The organism is Streptomyces sp. NPDC058291, assembly GCF_042880855.1.
In the GTDB taxonomy this organism is placed as follows: domain Bacteria; phylum Actinomycetota; class Actinomycetes; order Streptomycetales; family Streptomycetaceae; genus Streptomyces.
Genome location: NZ_JBHVYK010000076.1, coordinates 1 through 14,337 on the forward strand (window position 1 = coordinate 1; position 14,337 = coordinate 14,337).

The 14,337-nt window shown below is 73.1% G+C and carries 15 protein-coding genes; 5 read left to right on the forward strand and 10 right to left on the reverse strand.

Features of this window, described 5'->3' with window-relative positions:
- Positions 1-110: 110 nt before the first annotated feature.
- The 5 genes from ACFVYK_RS29350 to sigE form a co-directional block, all read right to left on the reverse strand.
- Positions 111-770 carry a hypothetical protein gene (locus tag ACFVYK_RS29350; RefSeq protein ID WP_389779247.1) on the reverse strand — a complete coding sequence of 220 codons (660 nt, stop codon included), beginning with the start codon at positions 768-770 and terminating at the stop codon, positions 111-113.
- A 169-nt stretch (positions 771-939) separates the two neighbouring features.
- On the reverse strand, positions 940-1,386 hold the full coding sequence (locus tag ACFVYK_RS29355) for a sec-independent translocase (RefSeq protein WP_389779248.1): 447 nt from the start codon (positions 1,384-1,386) through the stop codon (positions 940-942).
- A gap of 265 nt (positions 1,387-1,651) precedes the next feature.
- Positions 1,652-4,015 (reverse strand): trypsin-like peptidase domain-containing protein, encoded by a 2,364-nt coding sequence (locus ACFVYK_RS29360; RefSeq protein ID WP_389779250.1) that lies wholly within the window; start codon positions 4,013-4,015, stop codon positions 1,652-1,654.
- Between the two features lie 149 nt (positions 4,016-4,164).
- On the reverse strand, positions 4,165-5,154 hold the full coding sequence (locus ACFVYK_RS29365; RefSeq protein WP_389779252.1) for an anti-sigma factor family protein: 990 nt from the start codon (positions 5,152-5,154) through the stop codon (positions 4,165-4,167).
- The gene (sigE, locus tag ACFVYK_RS29370; protein ID WP_389779300.1) at positions 5,151-5,864 is read right to left on the reverse strand and encodes an RNA polymerase sigma factor SigE; all 714 of its coding nucleotides are present in this window, start codon (positions 5,862-5,864) and stop codon (positions 5,151-5,153) included. Before sigE ends, ACFVYK_RS29365 begins: the two co-directional genes overlap by 4 nt.
- 235 nt (positions 5,865-6,099) lie before the next feature.
- Between sigE and ACFVYK_RS29375 the strand changes: the two genes are divergently transcribed.
- Positions 6,100-6,798: an O-methyltransferase gene (locus ACFVYK_RS29375; RefSeq protein ID WP_389779302.1), complete on the forward strand. Its 699-nt coding sequence runs from the start codon at positions 6,100-6,102 to the stop codon at positions 6,796-6,798.
- Positions 6,799-7,005: 207 nt separating this feature from the next.
- On the opposite strand, the gene ACFVYK_RS29380 is transcribed toward ACFVYK_RS29375, so the two are convergent.
- Positions 7,006-7,173, reverse strand: coding sequence for a DUF3117 domain-containing protein (locus ACFVYK_RS29380; RefSeq protein WP_003966491.1), 168 nt, complete (start codon positions 7,171-7,173; stop codon positions 7,006-7,008).
- Positions 7,174-7,551: 378 nt separating this feature from the next.
- On the opposite strand from ACFVYK_RS29380, the gene ACFVYK_RS29385 reads away from it, so the two are divergent.
- Positions 7,552-8,343 carry an enoyl-CoA hydratase/isomerase family protein gene (locus ACFVYK_RS29385; protein WP_389779253.1) on the forward strand — a complete coding sequence of 264 codons (792 nt, stop codon included), beginning with the start codon at positions 7,552-7,554 and terminating at the stop codon, positions 8,341-8,343.
- An 81-nt stretch (positions 8,344-8,424) separates the two neighbouring features.
- Here the strand turns inward: ACFVYK_RS29385 and ACFVYK_RS29390 are convergent, their stop codons facing one another.
- Entirely contained in the window at positions 8,425-9,012 is a 588-nt protein-coding gene (locus ACFVYK_RS29390) for a DNA-3-methyladenine glycosylase I (RefSeq protein WP_389779254.1), read from the reverse strand.
- Positions 9,009-9,362: a DivIVA domain-containing protein gene (locus ACFVYK_RS29395; protein ID WP_389779303.1), complete on the reverse strand. Its 354-nt coding sequence runs from the start codon at positions 9,360-9,362 to the stop codon at positions 9,009-9,011. The genes ACFVYK_RS29390 and ACFVYK_RS29395 overlap by 4 nt, the downstream gene beginning before the upstream one ends.
- A 129-nt stretch (positions 9,363-9,491) precedes the next feature.
- Between ACFVYK_RS29395 and folP the strand changes: the two genes are divergently transcribed.
- Complete coding sequence (gene folP, locus ACFVYK_RS29400) at positions 9,492-10,352, forward strand: dihydropteroate synthase (protein ID WP_389779305.1); 861 nt, start codon at positions 9,492-9,494, stop codon at positions 10,350-10,352.
- A gap of 49 nt (positions 10,353-10,401) precedes the next feature.
- On the opposite strand, the gene ACFVYK_RS29405 is transcribed toward folP, so the two are convergent.
- Entirely contained in the window at positions 10,402-11,160 is a 759-nt protein-coding gene (locus ACFVYK_RS29405; protein WP_389779255.1) for a TIGR00730 family Rossman fold protein, read from the reverse strand.
- A 107-nt stretch (positions 11,161-11,267) separates the two neighbouring features.
- Positions 11,268-12,347 (reverse strand): succinyl-diaminopimelate desuccinylase, encoded by a 1,080-nt coding sequence (gene dapE, locus ACFVYK_RS29410; protein ID WP_389779256.1) that lies wholly within the window; start codon positions 12,345-12,347, stop codon positions 11,268-11,270.
- A gap of 95 nt (positions 12,348-12,442) precedes the next feature.
- Here dapE and ACFVYK_RS29415 point away from each other — a divergent pair, with 95 nt between their 5' ends.
- The gene (locus ACFVYK_RS29415) at positions 12,443-13,441 is read left to right on the forward strand and encodes a heavy metal transporter (protein ID WP_389779258.1); all 999 of its coding nucleotides are present in this window, start codon (positions 12,443-12,445) and stop codon (positions 13,439-13,441) included.
- A 354-nt stretch (positions 13,442-13,795) separates the two neighbouring features.
- Complete coding sequence (locus ACFVYK_RS29420; protein WP_389779260.1) at positions 13,796-14,245, forward strand: ATP-binding protein; 450 nt, start codon at positions 13,796-13,798, stop codon at positions 14,243-14,245.
- Positions 14,246-14,337: the final 92 nt, after the last annotated feature.

The following is a 14,337-nucleotide window of genomic DNA, read 5'->3' on the forward strand; positions in this document are numbered from 1 at the left end:
GGTCCGGCACGGACGGCGCCCCCTGCCACAGGCGTCCGGCGTACGGCCGGTCAGGCCACAGGGATCCGGCGTACGGCCGGTCAGGCCACAGGGATCCGGCGTACGGCCGGTCAGGCGTACGTCTCGATGTCCTTGATCATGGCGAAGCCGAGGCCGTACGCGCTCATGCCCCTGCCGTACACCCCCACGTGCACCCCTTGCGAGGTCGATCCGGCCAGCACCCAGCCGAACTCGGACTCGCGGTAGTGGAACGGGGTCGGCACGCCGTCGACCGGCAGGGACAGCGTGGACCAGTCCGGGCCGGCGAGGTCGTCGGCGAGGACCCACGCCGTCTCGGTCTGCTGGTCCAGCCAGTCGTCGCGCAGGCCGTGGTCCATCTGGCCCGGCCAGGTGAAGGACAGCAGACCCACCCCGGCGAGCCACGCCGCCGACGACACGGAGGTCGCCTCCAGCAGGCCGGTGCCGTCCGCGCTGCGCCGAACGGGGTTCGCGGCGACGGTCACGACGACCGCGAACTTTCCGCGGTCCTCGCCGGCGGTCTCGTGCCGCACGGAGGGCTCGTCCCCGTGTCCGATGGAACCGTGCTCGACGGCCCCGTCGGCGGCCGTGCCCACCTGCATCAGCCAGCGCGGCCCCGTGAAGGCCTCGTCGAGGCCGTACCAGGGGAAGGGTGCCTCCAGGTAGCCGTCGACCGCACGCCGCGCGGAGTGGACCTGCTGTCCGTCCTCCGCGGCCGGCGTCTGCGCGACTGCCCGACTCGTCGTCTCCATGTGCCCGGACGCCTCCTCGTTCTCGACGGAGCGACCGGCCCGCCCCCCTTCGGGCGTACTCGTCCGCTCCGCACAACAACCAGGCAGCATAGCCACCCCGCTCCGGACTGCCGGGAATCCACCCCGCGCGTGGAGCGTGCGCCCCCTCACACCGGGGGACGCGGACGCCTCAGGTGGCGTCCGCGTCGAAGGGCGGACGGTCGTCCCCGCCCGGCTCCTCGGGGCGCTTGGTCATGTCGACGCGGGCCCCGCCCGACGCGCCGGCGGAACCCGAAGCGGAGGGAGCGTCCGTGTCTCGGCTGTGGACCGCGTCGGTGACCTCGGCCATCTCCTTCTTCAGGTCGAAGCCGTTGCGGATCTCCTTCAGCCCCAGCTCGTCGTTGTCCAGCTGCTTGCGGATGAACGTCTTGGGGTTGAGGTCCTCGAACTCGAAGTCCTTGAACTCCGGGCCCAGTTCGCTGCGGATGTCCGCCTTGGCGCTCTCCGAGAACTCACGGATCTTCCGGACGGTGCGCATCACGTCCTGAATGACCTTCGGGAGCTTGTCCGGACCGAAGACGAGCACGGCCAGGACGATGATCGTCACCAGCTCGAGCGGTCCTATGTCATTGAACACCTGAAGCTCCTTGCGATGTCCGCGGTCCGCGGCCCTCGGCCCTCAGTGGTCAAGTTCGGGTCTTCCGTGGTCCGGGCCGGGTCCACGGTACCTGCCGCACCTGTCCGACCGGTACTGTCCCGGGGCCTCCGACTGGGTGTACGCGGCCGGTTTTCCGCGTTGTTTGCCTTGGGGGACCGCCTTTCGGGGTCCCACCTGTGACGTTTCCGTCAATCGTCGCGTCGGTCGGCGGGCGGGCCGACGGGCGCACCGCCCCGGCCGCCCCTCAGCCGCCCTCGGACGAGCCGAGGACCAGCGTGAGCGTGCGCTCCCTCCCGGCGCGCTCGATCGTCAGCTCCAGGCGGTCGCCGGGGCGGTGGGCGCGTGTCCTGACGATCAGCTCACCGCTGGAGTGCACGCGCCGGCCGTCGACCGCGGTGATGACGTCGCCCGCCCTGATGCCGGCCCGGTCGCCGGGTCCGCCCGCGGTGACCGGGGCGTCGCCGTCGGCGCCCGTGGCGCTGACCCGGGCGCCGTCCCCCGCGTAGTCCACATCGAGGCTGACTCCGATGACCGGGTGGGTCGCCCTGCCCGTGTTGATGAGCTCCTCGGCCACCCGCTTGCCCTGGTTGATCGGAATGGCGAAACCGAGGCCGATCGAACCGCCCTCGGCGTCGGCCGCTCCGACGCCGTCCGCGCCGGAGCGGATGGCGGAGTTGACCCCGATGACCCGGCCCCGCGCGTCGAGGAGGGGGCCGCCGGAGTTGCCGGGATTGATCGGCGCGTCGGTCTGCAGGGCGTCGACGTACGAGACGTCGCTCGCGTCGCCGCCCCTGCCGCCGGCGACGACGGGCCGGTCCCTGGCGCTGATGATGCCGGAGGTGACCGTGCCCTCCAGATCGTAGGGCGCGCCGATCGCGACGACGGGGTCGCCGACCCGCACGTCGTCGGAGTTGCCCAGGTAGAGGGGCTTCAGGCCCTTCACCCCGGTCACCCGCACCACGGCCAGGTCATAGCCGCTGTCCCGGCCGACGACCTCGGCCCCGGCGGTCTGTCCGCCGTCGAAGACGACGGATATCTTCCCGCCGCTCCCGGCGGACGCGACGACGTGGTTGTTGGTGAGGATGTGGCCGAGGGCGTCGAGCACGAAGCCGGTTCCGGTGCCGGCGTCGCCGCCGCCGCTGACATGCAGCGTGACCACACCGGGCAGGGCGCGCGCGGCGATCCCGGCCACGCCGTCGACGGGCCGCCCGGCGGGCTGCGCGGAGGCCTGCGGCAGCTGGATCGGGTGGAGCCCGCCGTTGCGCTCCAGACGGGTGCCGACGGCTCCGCCGATCCCACCGGAGACGAGCGCGAGGGCCAGGGCGCCGCCGACCAGCTTCCCGCGCGTCCGCCTGCGCCGCCGGGCCTCGCCCGGGGACTCCGACCCGGCCCGCCGCCCCGGTCCCCCGCCGTCCGCGCCGCCGAACGGCGCCACGGCCCAGGGGTCGTAACGCTCCCAGGGGCCTGCGGGAGAGCCGGAGGAAGGAGACGACGCGAGGACGGGAGGCGAGAGGGGCGTGGCCCCCGGCTCGGCCTCGGCACCCGCCGGACGCACGGCCGTGCGGGGTGTGCCGTCTGCGCTGGTGACCTGGGCCGGGACCGGGATCGTGGTGGGAGGTGTCGCGGGCGGGCCGGCGACGGCGGCCGGCGGGAGCTCGGGCCCGTGCGCCGGAGCCGGAGCGGGCCCGCCCTGCATCGTGCCGTGCGCAGGCACGACCGCCGGATGCTGCACGGGGGGCGCGGGGGCCCAGGGGCCCGGCTCCCCATAGGGCGGGGTGCTGTAGGGATCGGGGTCGTGCAACGGCATGCGCCGGCCCGCGACGACGGACCCGGCCGCCCCCGGGCCGACGGCGTCGACGGGATGGACGGGATGGACGCAGTCGACCGGACCGACAGGGTCCCCGGGAGCACTGATTCCGAGGGAAGCAAGGGGCTGGACGGGAGCGACGGGGTCGGCGGCCAGGGCGTCGGCGACGACGGGCTCGGAGAGGTCCCCATCAGAGACGGCCGAAGCAGAGGCAGTGAGCCCCGCGTCACCGAGGACGACCTCCCCCGAGCAGTCCCCATCAGAGACGGCCGAAGCAGAGGCAGTGAGCCCCGCGTCACCGAGAACGACCTCCCCCGAGCAGTCCCCATCAGAGACGGCCGGAGCAGAGGCGGTGAGCCCCGCGTCACCGAGAACGACCTCCCCCGAGACGGGACCGGCCCCGCCGCCCGAGCCGATCGCTCCCGAGCCGATCGATCCCGGTACCGCCGCCTCCGCGCCCTCCCCGTCCTTCGCGTCCTTCGCGCCCTCCGTGTCCCCGGTGCCCGCGTCCTTCGGGACGCTCGCCTCGGGACGGGGCGCCGGGCGGCTCAGTTCGTAGTCGCCGTCGGGGGCCGCGGGGGACGTGCCCGGCTCGGCGCGCTGTCTGCCGGGCACGTCCCCCGCAGTCGCCGCCCGCTGCGGCCGGGCCAGTGCGAAGTCGCCGTCAGCCGGGTCCGGCACGGGGCTCGTGGGCCCGGTCGTCGTGTCGTCGGCCGGATCCCCCGCGCCGCGTTGCGCCGGCAGCCCCTGCGGTCGGGGCCGACCCCACCACTTCGCCTTCGTGGGCTTCCCCTCGTCCATGCTTCTCCCCCCGTCGAGCCGACCGCGGTGTCGAACCGGCGGTCCGCCCCCGGCCCTGCCCGGCGGACTGCGCCGCCGCGCCCGGCTGCCCGGCGGAACGCGGTCCACCGCGATTCAACCAGGTTCCCCGCGTGAGGCGGAGAGCCCGGTCAGCGGGTGTTCTGCGCGGAAGGCAGGGAAGGAGAGGAGCTGGGAGCGGAGGTGGTGAGCGGGACGGGTGCGGCGAGCAGACCGGGACCGGCGTACTCGGGGCCGGTGGTCCAGGCGGTCAGGGAGACCGGCGAGTCGGTGCCGAGCGGACGTATCAGAGGGGACATGACCGCGGCCCCGGCCACCATGGGCGTGGTCAGCCGGTGCAGGGCCTGGTCGACCGGGCCGCCCGTCGCGGGGGACGTCCCCGGCAGCAGAGATGCGGACACCTCGGTCGGGGCGACCGGGGAGTCTGCGAGTCGGCCGCCCTGCGAGAGCAGGGGGCCGACGGCACGACGGCGCTGGTTCTCCTGGGGCGCCGCGGAGCCGGCGCCCGGCGTGCGGGCCGGTGTCACGTTGCTTCCGGAACCCGACCCGGCACGGCCGTCCGCGGTGGTGTCGATCGGGGCGACGGTGGTCATGCCGCCCAGAGCGATCGCGGCCAGCGACACGGCGCCTGCCGCGACGAACGCGAAGCGCATGCCACGCGAGCGCTCGGCGTCGTGCCGGTCGCCGGCACGGCCGACGGGGTGGACGCGGAAGCCGTGGTCCGCGGCGGCGGAGAGGACGGGGCCGTGGTCACGGGCGGGCACGTAGCCGAAGGCGAACCGTTCGTCCCCTCTCGTGCCTCTCACTCCGAAGACCCCGTCGGCGAAGTTTCCCCCGCCCAGGGGTGTGTCACCGCCGTCGGAGTCACCTCCCCCGGGGAGGCCCTGAAGCCGGGCCAGGAAACTCTCGGAGGGGGCCGGTGGGGCCACCTCGGCGAAGACGTTCTTCAGCCGGCGCTGCGCGTCGACCTCCGACTTGCACTTCGCGCAGGTCGCCACATGTGCGAGCACGCGCTCGCGGCTGTCGTGACCGAGCTCGCCGTCCACCAGGGCCGAGAGCCGGTCGCCGAGATGCTGCTCCGCGAGGAGCCGCTCGGCTGCGTCGTGTCGGGATCCACTCACGCGGTCGCGCCCCCTCCTCCCAGAGCGGGCACCCGGGGCACGAAGGAGCGACGTCCTGCGCGGGCCTCGGGCGCACGGTGGGCGAGGGCCTTGCGCAGCTGCGAACGACCGCGGTGGATGCGCGAGCGGACCGTGCCCAGCTTGACGCCGAGGGTCGCGGCGATCTCCTCGTAGGAAAGGCCTTCGATGTCGCACAGGACGACCGCGGCGCGGAACTCGGGCGCGAGGGTGTCGAGGGCCTGCTGGACGTCCGCGTCGAAGTGGGCGTCGTTGAACGCCTGCTGCGGGGTGGGTTCCTTGCTGGGCAGCCGCTCGGCCGCGTCCTCGCCGAGCGCGTCGAAGCGGATGCGCTGCTTGCGGCGGACCATGTCCAGGAAGAGGTTGGTCGTGATGCGGTGCAGCCAGCCCTCGAAGGTGCCCGGCGTGTACGTCGACAGGGAGCGGAACACGCGGACGAAGACCTCCTGGGTGAGGTCCTCGGCGTCGTGCTGGTTGCCGGTGAGACGGTAGGCGAGCCGGTAGACCCGGCCGCTGTGCATGCTGACGATCTCCTCCCACGTGGGCGGAGTCCAGGCCTGCCCGTCCGCGTCGGTGGTGAAGGTCGCGGTCTGGGCTGCTCCGACGGCGATGCCGGCGGAGTGGCTGGGGTCAGCAGCGGTGTCGTTCACGGATTTCGGCCTGCCTGCCGATCCGAGAAAGCGCCGCAGCACTCCTCCCCGATCCACAGCCGCGGCCGCACCTCCCCTGTCGGCATTGGTGGTGTCCAGTGGAGCCCCTACCATAGCCACCTCGCCCGTTAGCTCCGGATAAGCGGTTTTACGAGAAATTGATCTGGGCTGACACGGCTCATACGACTGCGTCAGCACTTGCTCGGCGCCCTGTGCCACGTCGTGATCCAACCGTGTCCCCCCGTACTCGTTCCCACCCCTTCAAACGCCCGGTCCCATCTGCGGGTTCCCGACGGCAACGGATACAGTCACGCCCAGGCAACCACGGGGACAGGAGAGGGTCATTACCGGCAACCGGCAGGCAAGCTGGGCGTTCGCCGACGCCTATGCCGCCGAGGACGAAGCGCTGCGCTGGGCCCGCGACCGGGCCCGTGAGGCAGGGCTGCGCTCGGTGTCGCCCAGCACGGGCGCCGCGCTGCGGATGCTCGCCGCCACCGTGGACGCGAAGGCCGTCGCCGAGATCGGCACCGGCACCGGCGTGTCCGGGATCCACCTGCTGCACGGGATGCGTCCGGACGGCGTCCTGACGACCGTGGACCCCGAGCCGGAGCACCAGCAGTTCGCCCGGCAGGCCTTCCGCGCCTGCGGTTTCGCCAGCAACCGGGCCCGGTTCATCCCCGGCCGCGCGCTCGACGTCCTGCCCCGTCTCGCGGACGCCGGCTATGACCTGGTGTTCTGCGACGGTGACCGGCTGGAGCTGCTGGAATACCTCGCTGAATCGTTGCGCCTGCTGCGTCCGGGGGGTCTGGTCGTCTTCGAGGGCGTCTTCGCCAACGGCCGCACGGTCGACTCGGGGCCGCAGCCCACGGAGGTCATACGCATCCGGGAGCTCTTGCGGGAGGTGCGGGAGAGCGAGGAGCTGGTGACGTCGCTGCTGCCGGTGGGCGACGGGCTCCTGTGCGCGGTCAAGCGCTGAGGCGCTGAGCGCTGAGGCACTGAGTCGCCGAGCCGTCGGGTTCGGGCGCGGAGGGTTCAGGCGCCGCGAGGTCGAAGCCTGGTCGTTGGGCCTTTCGGGCCGGACGGTCCCGGCGGACGCGGGGAAACCTCCGAAGACGTTCGAAAGACCACCGCTCCGGCACCCAGTGAGGAGGCCGGAGCGGTCGAAAGTCAGGGTCGCTTCGCGTCAGCCGACGACCTTCTTCAGGGCGTCGCCGAGCGCGTCGGCCTCATCAGGGGTCAGCTCGACGACGAGCCGCCCGCCGCCTTCGAGCGGAACGCGCATGACGATGCCCCGCCCCTCCTTGGTCACCTCGAGCGGGCCATCACCCGTTCGCGGCTTCATGGCCGCCATGCTCGTTCCCCTTCCTGAAACCAGCTCATCGCCAAAGCCGACGGCCCGTGGAGGGCAGCCGCGATCCAGCGTGGGACCCGCGGCACCGGCATCGAACACATTGCTTCCAGGCCATTATCCCGCATCTCAGGACCCGATGACCAACATCAGCAGGCATCGCTTGGGCAACGCGCGCGAGCAAAACCACTCAATTCGGCGATGTGGCTGCGATACTGCGCCGCCGCACGCGCTTCCGACCCCTGGAATCGGTCCCGAATTGTTTGACGCAGGTCACATGTCGGGTCCGGTACTCGGGCGGTGATCTCCGTCATGCTGTCCTCGTACAAGGGACGTACCGGCCAGTAGTACGGCCCGGACGCGACACGGAGGGGAAACGCCATGGTCGACACCGTGCTCTACGAGGTGAGTGACGGGCTCGCGACGATCACGCTGAACCGCCCGGAGGCGATGAACGCGCTGAACATCGCGACCAAGATCGCCCTCCGGGACGCGGTGCGGTCCGCGGCCGCCGACACCGCCGTACGGGCGGTGCTGCTGACCGCCGCCGGCGAGCGGGCCTTCTGCGTGGGGCAGGACCTCAAGGAGCACATCGGGCTGCTCGCCGAGGGCTCGAAGCAGGTCATGAGCACGGTCGCGGAGCACTACAACCCGATCGTGCGAGCGCTGACGGAGGCGCCGAAGCCGGTGGTCGCCGCCGTGAACGGGGTCGCGGCGGGCGCCGGACTCGGTTTCGCGCTGGCCGCGGACTACCGCCTCGTGTCGGACACGGCGTCCTTCAACACCTCGTTCGCGGGGGTCGCGCTCACCGCCGACTCCGGCGTCTCGTGGACGCTGCCCCGGGTGATCGGTCCCGGCCGGGCCGCCGACCTGCTGCTCTTCCCGCGCAGCATCAAGGCCCAGGAGGCGTACGAGCTGGGCATCGCCAACCGGGTCGTGCCGGCGGACGAGCTGCGGGCGGAGGCGGAGAAGGTGGCCCGCGCCCTGGCCGCGGGGCCGACGGTGGCGTACGCGGCGATCAAGGAGGCCGTCGCCTACGGGTCCGCGCACACGCTCGCCGAGACGCTGGAGAAGGAGGACGAGCTGCAGACGCGCGCGGGAGCCTCCGAGGACCACACGATCGCGGTGCGGGCGTTCGTCGCCAAGGAGACGCCGAAGTACCTGGGCCGCTGAGGCCGACGGCAGCCGACTGCGGCCGACCGGCCGCGGTCGCGTTCCCGGCCGCGGTCGCGTTCGCTCAGGCGTCCGTCCCGGTCACGGGAGGCTCCTCCCCCGGCACGCCACCAGGTGGTCGTTGACCAGGCCGCACGCCTGCATCAACGCGTACGCCGTCGTCGGCCCGACGAACCGCAGGCCCCGCTTCTTCAGCGCCTTGGACAGCGCCGTCGACTCGTCGGTGACCGCCGGGACGTCCGCCAGGGTCCGGGGCGCCGCCCGTCCGTCCGGGTCGGGGGCGTGCGACCAGATCAGCTCGTCCAGGTCGCCCGGCGCCCACTCGGCCAGCACACGCGCGTTGGCGAGCGTCGCGTCGATCTTGGCGCGGTTGCGGATGATGCCCGGGTCGGCGAGGAGACGTTCGCGGTCCTCGTCGGTGAAGACGGCGACCGAGGCGATCTCGAAGCCGGCGAAGGCGGCGCGGAAGCCGGAGCGGCGGCGCAGGATCGTGATCCAGGACAGGCCCGACTGGAAGGCCTCCAGGCTCAGACGCTCGAACAGCGCGTCGTCACCGTGGACCGGACGCCCCCATTCCTCGTCGTGGTACGTCACGTAGTCCGGCGTGGACAGGGCCCAGGGGCAGCGCGGCGCGCCGTCCGCCCCGGCAAGGGCCGCTCCGTCGCTCACCGTTCGTCCTCGGGGGCCTGCTTGTCCATGGAGACGTGGGACGCGGCCGGGGCCTGCGCGTGGGCCAGCGCCGACTCCAGGTCGGTGATGCGCGCGTCCCGCTCGGCGAGTTCGGCGGCGAGGCGGTTGAGGGCGTCGTCGACGTCCGCCATGCGGTAGCCGCGGGCGGCCAGCGGGAAGCGCAGCCGGTCGACGTCGGAGCGGTCGACCGGGCGGTCCTCGGGCAGCGGGTCGTGCAGTCGCTCGGGGGCGGCCTCCGGCAGCGGGCCGGTGCCCTCGCCGCCGCCCACCACGGCCAGCGTCACCGCGGCGACCACGACGGCGAGCGCGATGACCAGGAACAAGAACATAACCATCGGTGGGTCCCCACACTCGGTGTGCTCGGAGCGGATGTGTGTGGGTCCGATCGTGCCATGCGGGTCCGCCCGTTAGGGTCGCAGGCGGTGGATGTGCGGACGTACGAGGAGAGGTCACAGGGGATGCTCAGGCTGGGCAGGCGTGAATTCGGCGCGCACGAGCCGGTGATCATGGCGATCGTGAACCGGACCCCGGACTCCTTCTACGACCAGGGCGCGACCTTCCGGGACGAGCCGGCCCTCGCACGCGTGGAGCGGGCGGTGGCGGAGGGCGCGGCCATCGTCGACATCGGCGGCGTCAAGGCCGGGCCCGGCGAGGAGGTCACCGCGCAGGAGGAGGCCCGGCGGACCGTCGGCTTCGTGGCCGAGGTGCGGCGGCGCTTCCCGGACGTGGTCATCAGCGTGGACACCTGGCGGGCCGAGGTAGGGGAGGCGGTGTGCGAGGCCGGCGCCGACCTGCTGAACGACGCGTGGGGCGGGGTCGACCCGCGGTTGGCGGAGGTCGCGGCGCGGTACGGGGTCGGGCTGGTGTGCACGCACGCGGGCGGCGCCGAGCCGCGGACGCGTCCGCACCGGGTGGCGTACGACGACGTCATGGCGGACATCCTGCGGGTGACGGTGGGCCTGGCGGAGCGGGCCGCGGGGCTGGGCGTGCCGCGGGAGTCGATCCTGATCGATCCGGGGCACGACTTCGGGAAGAACACCCGGCACAGCCTGGAGGCGACCCGGCGGCTCGGGGAGATGGTGGAGACGGGGTGGCCGGTGCTGGTGTCCCTGTCCAACAAGGACTTCGTCGGCGAGACGCTGGACCGGCCGGTGAAGGAGCGGGTGGTCGGCACCCTGGCCACCACCGCGGTGTCCGCGTGGCTCGGAGCGCAGGTGTACCGGGTGCACGAGGTGGCGGAGACGCGGCAGGTGCTCGACATGGTCGCCTCGATCGCGGGGCTCCGCCCGCCGGCGGTGGCGCGGCGGGGGCTCGCGTAGTTCTCCTCGCCCCCGCCGCTTCGCCGTCCCCGTCACGGGGTGAAGGCCGTCAGCGGGCCGCCTCCTTCGAGACGAGGGCCACCGCCTCGTCCACGTCGTCCGTGACGTGGAAGAGGAGGAGGTCCTTCTCGGCCGCCTTGCCCTGGGCGATCAGGGTGTTCTTGAGCCAGTCGATCAGGCCGCCCCAGTACTCCGTGCCGAAGAGGACGATCGGGAAGCGGGTGACCTTCTGCGTCTGGACGAGGGTGAGGGCCTCGAAGAACTCGTCCAGGGTGCCCAGGCCGCCGGGCAGGACGACGAAGCCCTGCGCGTACTTGACGAACATCATCTTGCGGACGAAGAAGTAGCGGAAGTTCAGGCCGATGTCGACGTACGGGTTGAGCCCCTGCTCGAAGGGCAGTTCGATGCCCAGGCCGACGGACGTGCCGCCCGCCTCGCTCGCGCCCTTGTTGGCCGCCTCCATCGCGCCCGGCCCGCCGCCCGTGATGACGGCCCAGCCTGCGTCGACCAGGGCGCTGCCCAGCCGCACGCCCGCCGCGTACTCGGGTGAGTCCACCGGCGTCCGGGCCGAGCCGAACACGCTGATCGCCGGGGGGAGTTCGGCGAGGGTGCCGAACCCCTCGATGAACTCCGACTGGATGCGCAGGACCCGCCAGGGGTCCGTGTGGACCCAGTCGGAGGGCGCCCGTTCGTCCAGCAGCCGCTGGTCCGTCGTGCTCGCCTGCACCTGGTCCCGCCGTCGGAGGACCGGTCCCAGGCGCTGTTCCTCCGGCGGCTGCTTCTTGCCCTCGGGGTTCCCTGTAGCCATGTGAGCTCCCTCCGCTTGCAGTGGTTCCACCTCAGCGTAGATCCACGGGGGTTACGGGCGGGGGACGTCGGCGTGTCCGCCGCGAACCGCCTCCCGCTGGGGCCGGGTCAGGCGGTCAGCCAGGCCCTCAGCCGTTCCTCGCCGGCCAGGATCTTGTGTGTCTCCACGCGTTCGTCCCGCTTGTGCGCCAAGTGCGGATTGCCGGGGCCGTAGTTGACGGCGGGCACGCCCAGCGCGGAGAAGCGGCTGACGTCCGTCCAGCCGTACTTGGGCAGCGGGGCGCCGCCGACCGCCTCGATGAAGGCGGCCGCGGCCGGGTGGGAGAGGCCGGGCAGGGCGGCGGGGCTGTGGTCGTCGACCACGAACTCCTCCACCCCGCAGTCGGCGAAGACCTCGCGGACGTGGGCGACGGCCTCCTCCTCGCTGCGGTCCGGCGCGTAGCGGAAGTTGACGGTGACGACGCACTCGTCGGGGATGACGTTGCCGGCCACCCCGCCCGTGATGCCGACCGCGTTGAGGCCCTCGCGGTACTCCAGGCCGTCGATGACCGGGTAGCGCGGCTCGTAGGCGGCCAGCCGGGCCAGGATCGGGGCCGCCGCGTGGATGGCGTTGGAGCCCATCCAGCCGCGCGCCGAGTGGGACCGCTCGCCCTTCGTCTTCAGCAGGACCCGCAGGGTGCCCTGGCAGCCGCCCTCGACCTGGCCGTCGGAGGGTTCGAGGAGCACCGCGAAGTCGCCCGCGAGCCACTCCGGGCGGGCCTCGGCCACGTGCTTGAGGCCGTTGAGGTCGGCGGCGACCTCCTCGTTGTCGTAGAAGACGAAGGTCAGGTCCCGGTTGGGCGCCGGGACCGTCGCCGCGATGCGCAGCTGGACCGCGACCCCCGACTTCATGTCGCAGGTGCCGCAGCCCCACAGCACCCCGTCCTCGTCCAGCCTCGACGGGACGTTGCCGGCGATCGGCACCGTGTCGATGTGCCCGGCCAGGACCACGCGCTCGGCGTGGCCCAGGTCCGTGCGGGCGACCACGTTGTTGCCGAGGCGGTCCACCGCCAGGTGCGGCAGCGCGCGCAGGGCGGTCTCGATCGCGTCCGCGAGCGGCTTCTCGTCGCCGCTCTCCGAGCGGAAGTCGACGAGCCGCGCGGTGAGCGCCGCGGCGTCCAGGGTGAGGTCAAGCGGGGTGTCGGCCATGCCGTCGACCCTAACGCGCCGGTCGGCGCGCCCCCTCTTCCCGGACGGTGCGCACACCCCTCCTGGTCCTTCGTGCTCTCCAGTACCTTGTACGCGTGCCCGAGCCGTCGCCCTCCCCCAAGCGCCGCGGCCGCCTCGTCCGTTTCGGGGCGGCCTGCGTGGTCCTGTCCGCCGTCGCGGGCTATGCCGTGGTCCAGTACGTCTCCGGCGGGACGGGAGATCCCGGCTGCCGGGTCGTGTCCGGCGACGGGAACGGCGCGGCGTACGAGTTCACACCGGAGCAGGCGGTGAACGCGGCCACGATCGCCGCCGTCGGCACCGACCGGGCGATGCCCGAGCGGGCCGTGGCCATCGCCCTGGCGACGGCCCTGCAGGAGTCGGGGCTGCGCAACCTCGACCACGGCGACCGGGACTCGCTCGGCCTGTTCCAGCAGCGGCCCTCGCAGGGCTGGGGCACCGAGAAGCAGGTCACGGACCCGGCGTACGCGGCGGACGTCTTCTACCAGCACCTCGCGAAGGTCCGCGACTACACCGAACTCCCGTTGACGGTCGCCGCGCAGCGTGTGCAGCGCAGCGGGTACCCGGAGGCGTACGCCAAGCACGAGCCGGACGCCGTGCTGCTGGCCGCCGCGCTGACCGGGACCTCGGCGGCGACGCTGACCTGCGACGGCCGCTCACGGTCCACGGCGGCCTCGGGCCCGGCGGCGGTACGGGCGGCGCTGACCCGTGACTTCGGGCGCGGCGCGCTGCGGCCGGAGGGCGCGCAGGCCGGCGCGCGCGCCGGGAAGGCGTCGTCGGCCGACGCCGAGACCCCCGTGGCCAAAGGCTCGGGGCGGACGCTGATCCTGCCGGTGGCCGAGGACACCACGGCCGGCGGGCGCAGTGTCGGCGAGCGGGGCTGGCAGCTGGCCCACTGGGCGGTGGCCAACGCCTCGGCGCTGCGGATCGAGCGCGTCGCGTACGCGGGCCGGGAGTGGGTCTCCGGGAACACCGACAGCCGGTGGCGGGCGACCGGGTCCACCAGCGCGGAGGCCGCCGGCGGCCCGGCGGCGGGCGGCGGGGCGGACAGCGTGCGGATCGTCACCGAGCAGTAGTGCGGGTCGTCACCCGGCCGGGTCATGTGCGCGGCGTTCGCGCGGCCGGGTGTTCGGGTTTTCACGCCGTCACCCCCGCCTCACGGGAATCCCTTGGGGACAAAGGGCTGTGAGGGTTTGACGGACTTTCACATCGGGCACTTTTTGCCCGCTTTTATCCGCAGCCGATAATGCGACGCATTGCCAACTCTTTACGTCGGCCGTGCGCAACCTTCGCGGGCTTCGAGCGGTAGTCACTGCGTCCGGGCCCGGACAGCACACACAGTCGGACCGTCAGGTACAGACAGGTACAGACAGTCGGACGCAGACAGACCGTCACAGACAGTCCTTGTTCTCTCCCGTCGAAGGAGCATCATGTCCCTCCCCCTGACCCGCCGGATCGCCCGCGCCGCGCTGCTCGTCGCTGCAGGAGCGGCCGCCGGAGTCGGTGCGGCCGGCTCCGCCAGCGCGGCACCCGGCCTCCCCGCCGCTCCGGACCTCGGCGGCCTGACCGCCCTGGACGGGGCCGCCGTCGGCAACACGGTCGACGGCGCGGCCCAGCACGTGACCGGGCTCGCGGGTGAGACCGGCGGCAAGGCGGTCGAGCAGGCGGTGCCCGTCGCGGGCAAGACCGGCGGCAAGGCCGTGAAGAAGGCGGCGCCGGCGGCGCAGAAGACGGCCGGCGAGGCGGCCGGCTCCGCCGGGAGCCTCCTCGGGGACACCGCGTCGACCGCCACGAAGGGCGGCCTGCCGACCGAGTCCCTGACCAAGGGCGGGCTGCCCGGCGCCCAGACCCTGCCGGTGAAGGGCCTGCCGCTCGGCTAGGACCCGGCCGGGGTCCGGCCTGGACCGGTGGGTTCGGTGAGTTCGGTGAGTTCGGACGGGGTCCGGGGGAGTTCCCCCGGACCCCGTTCCGT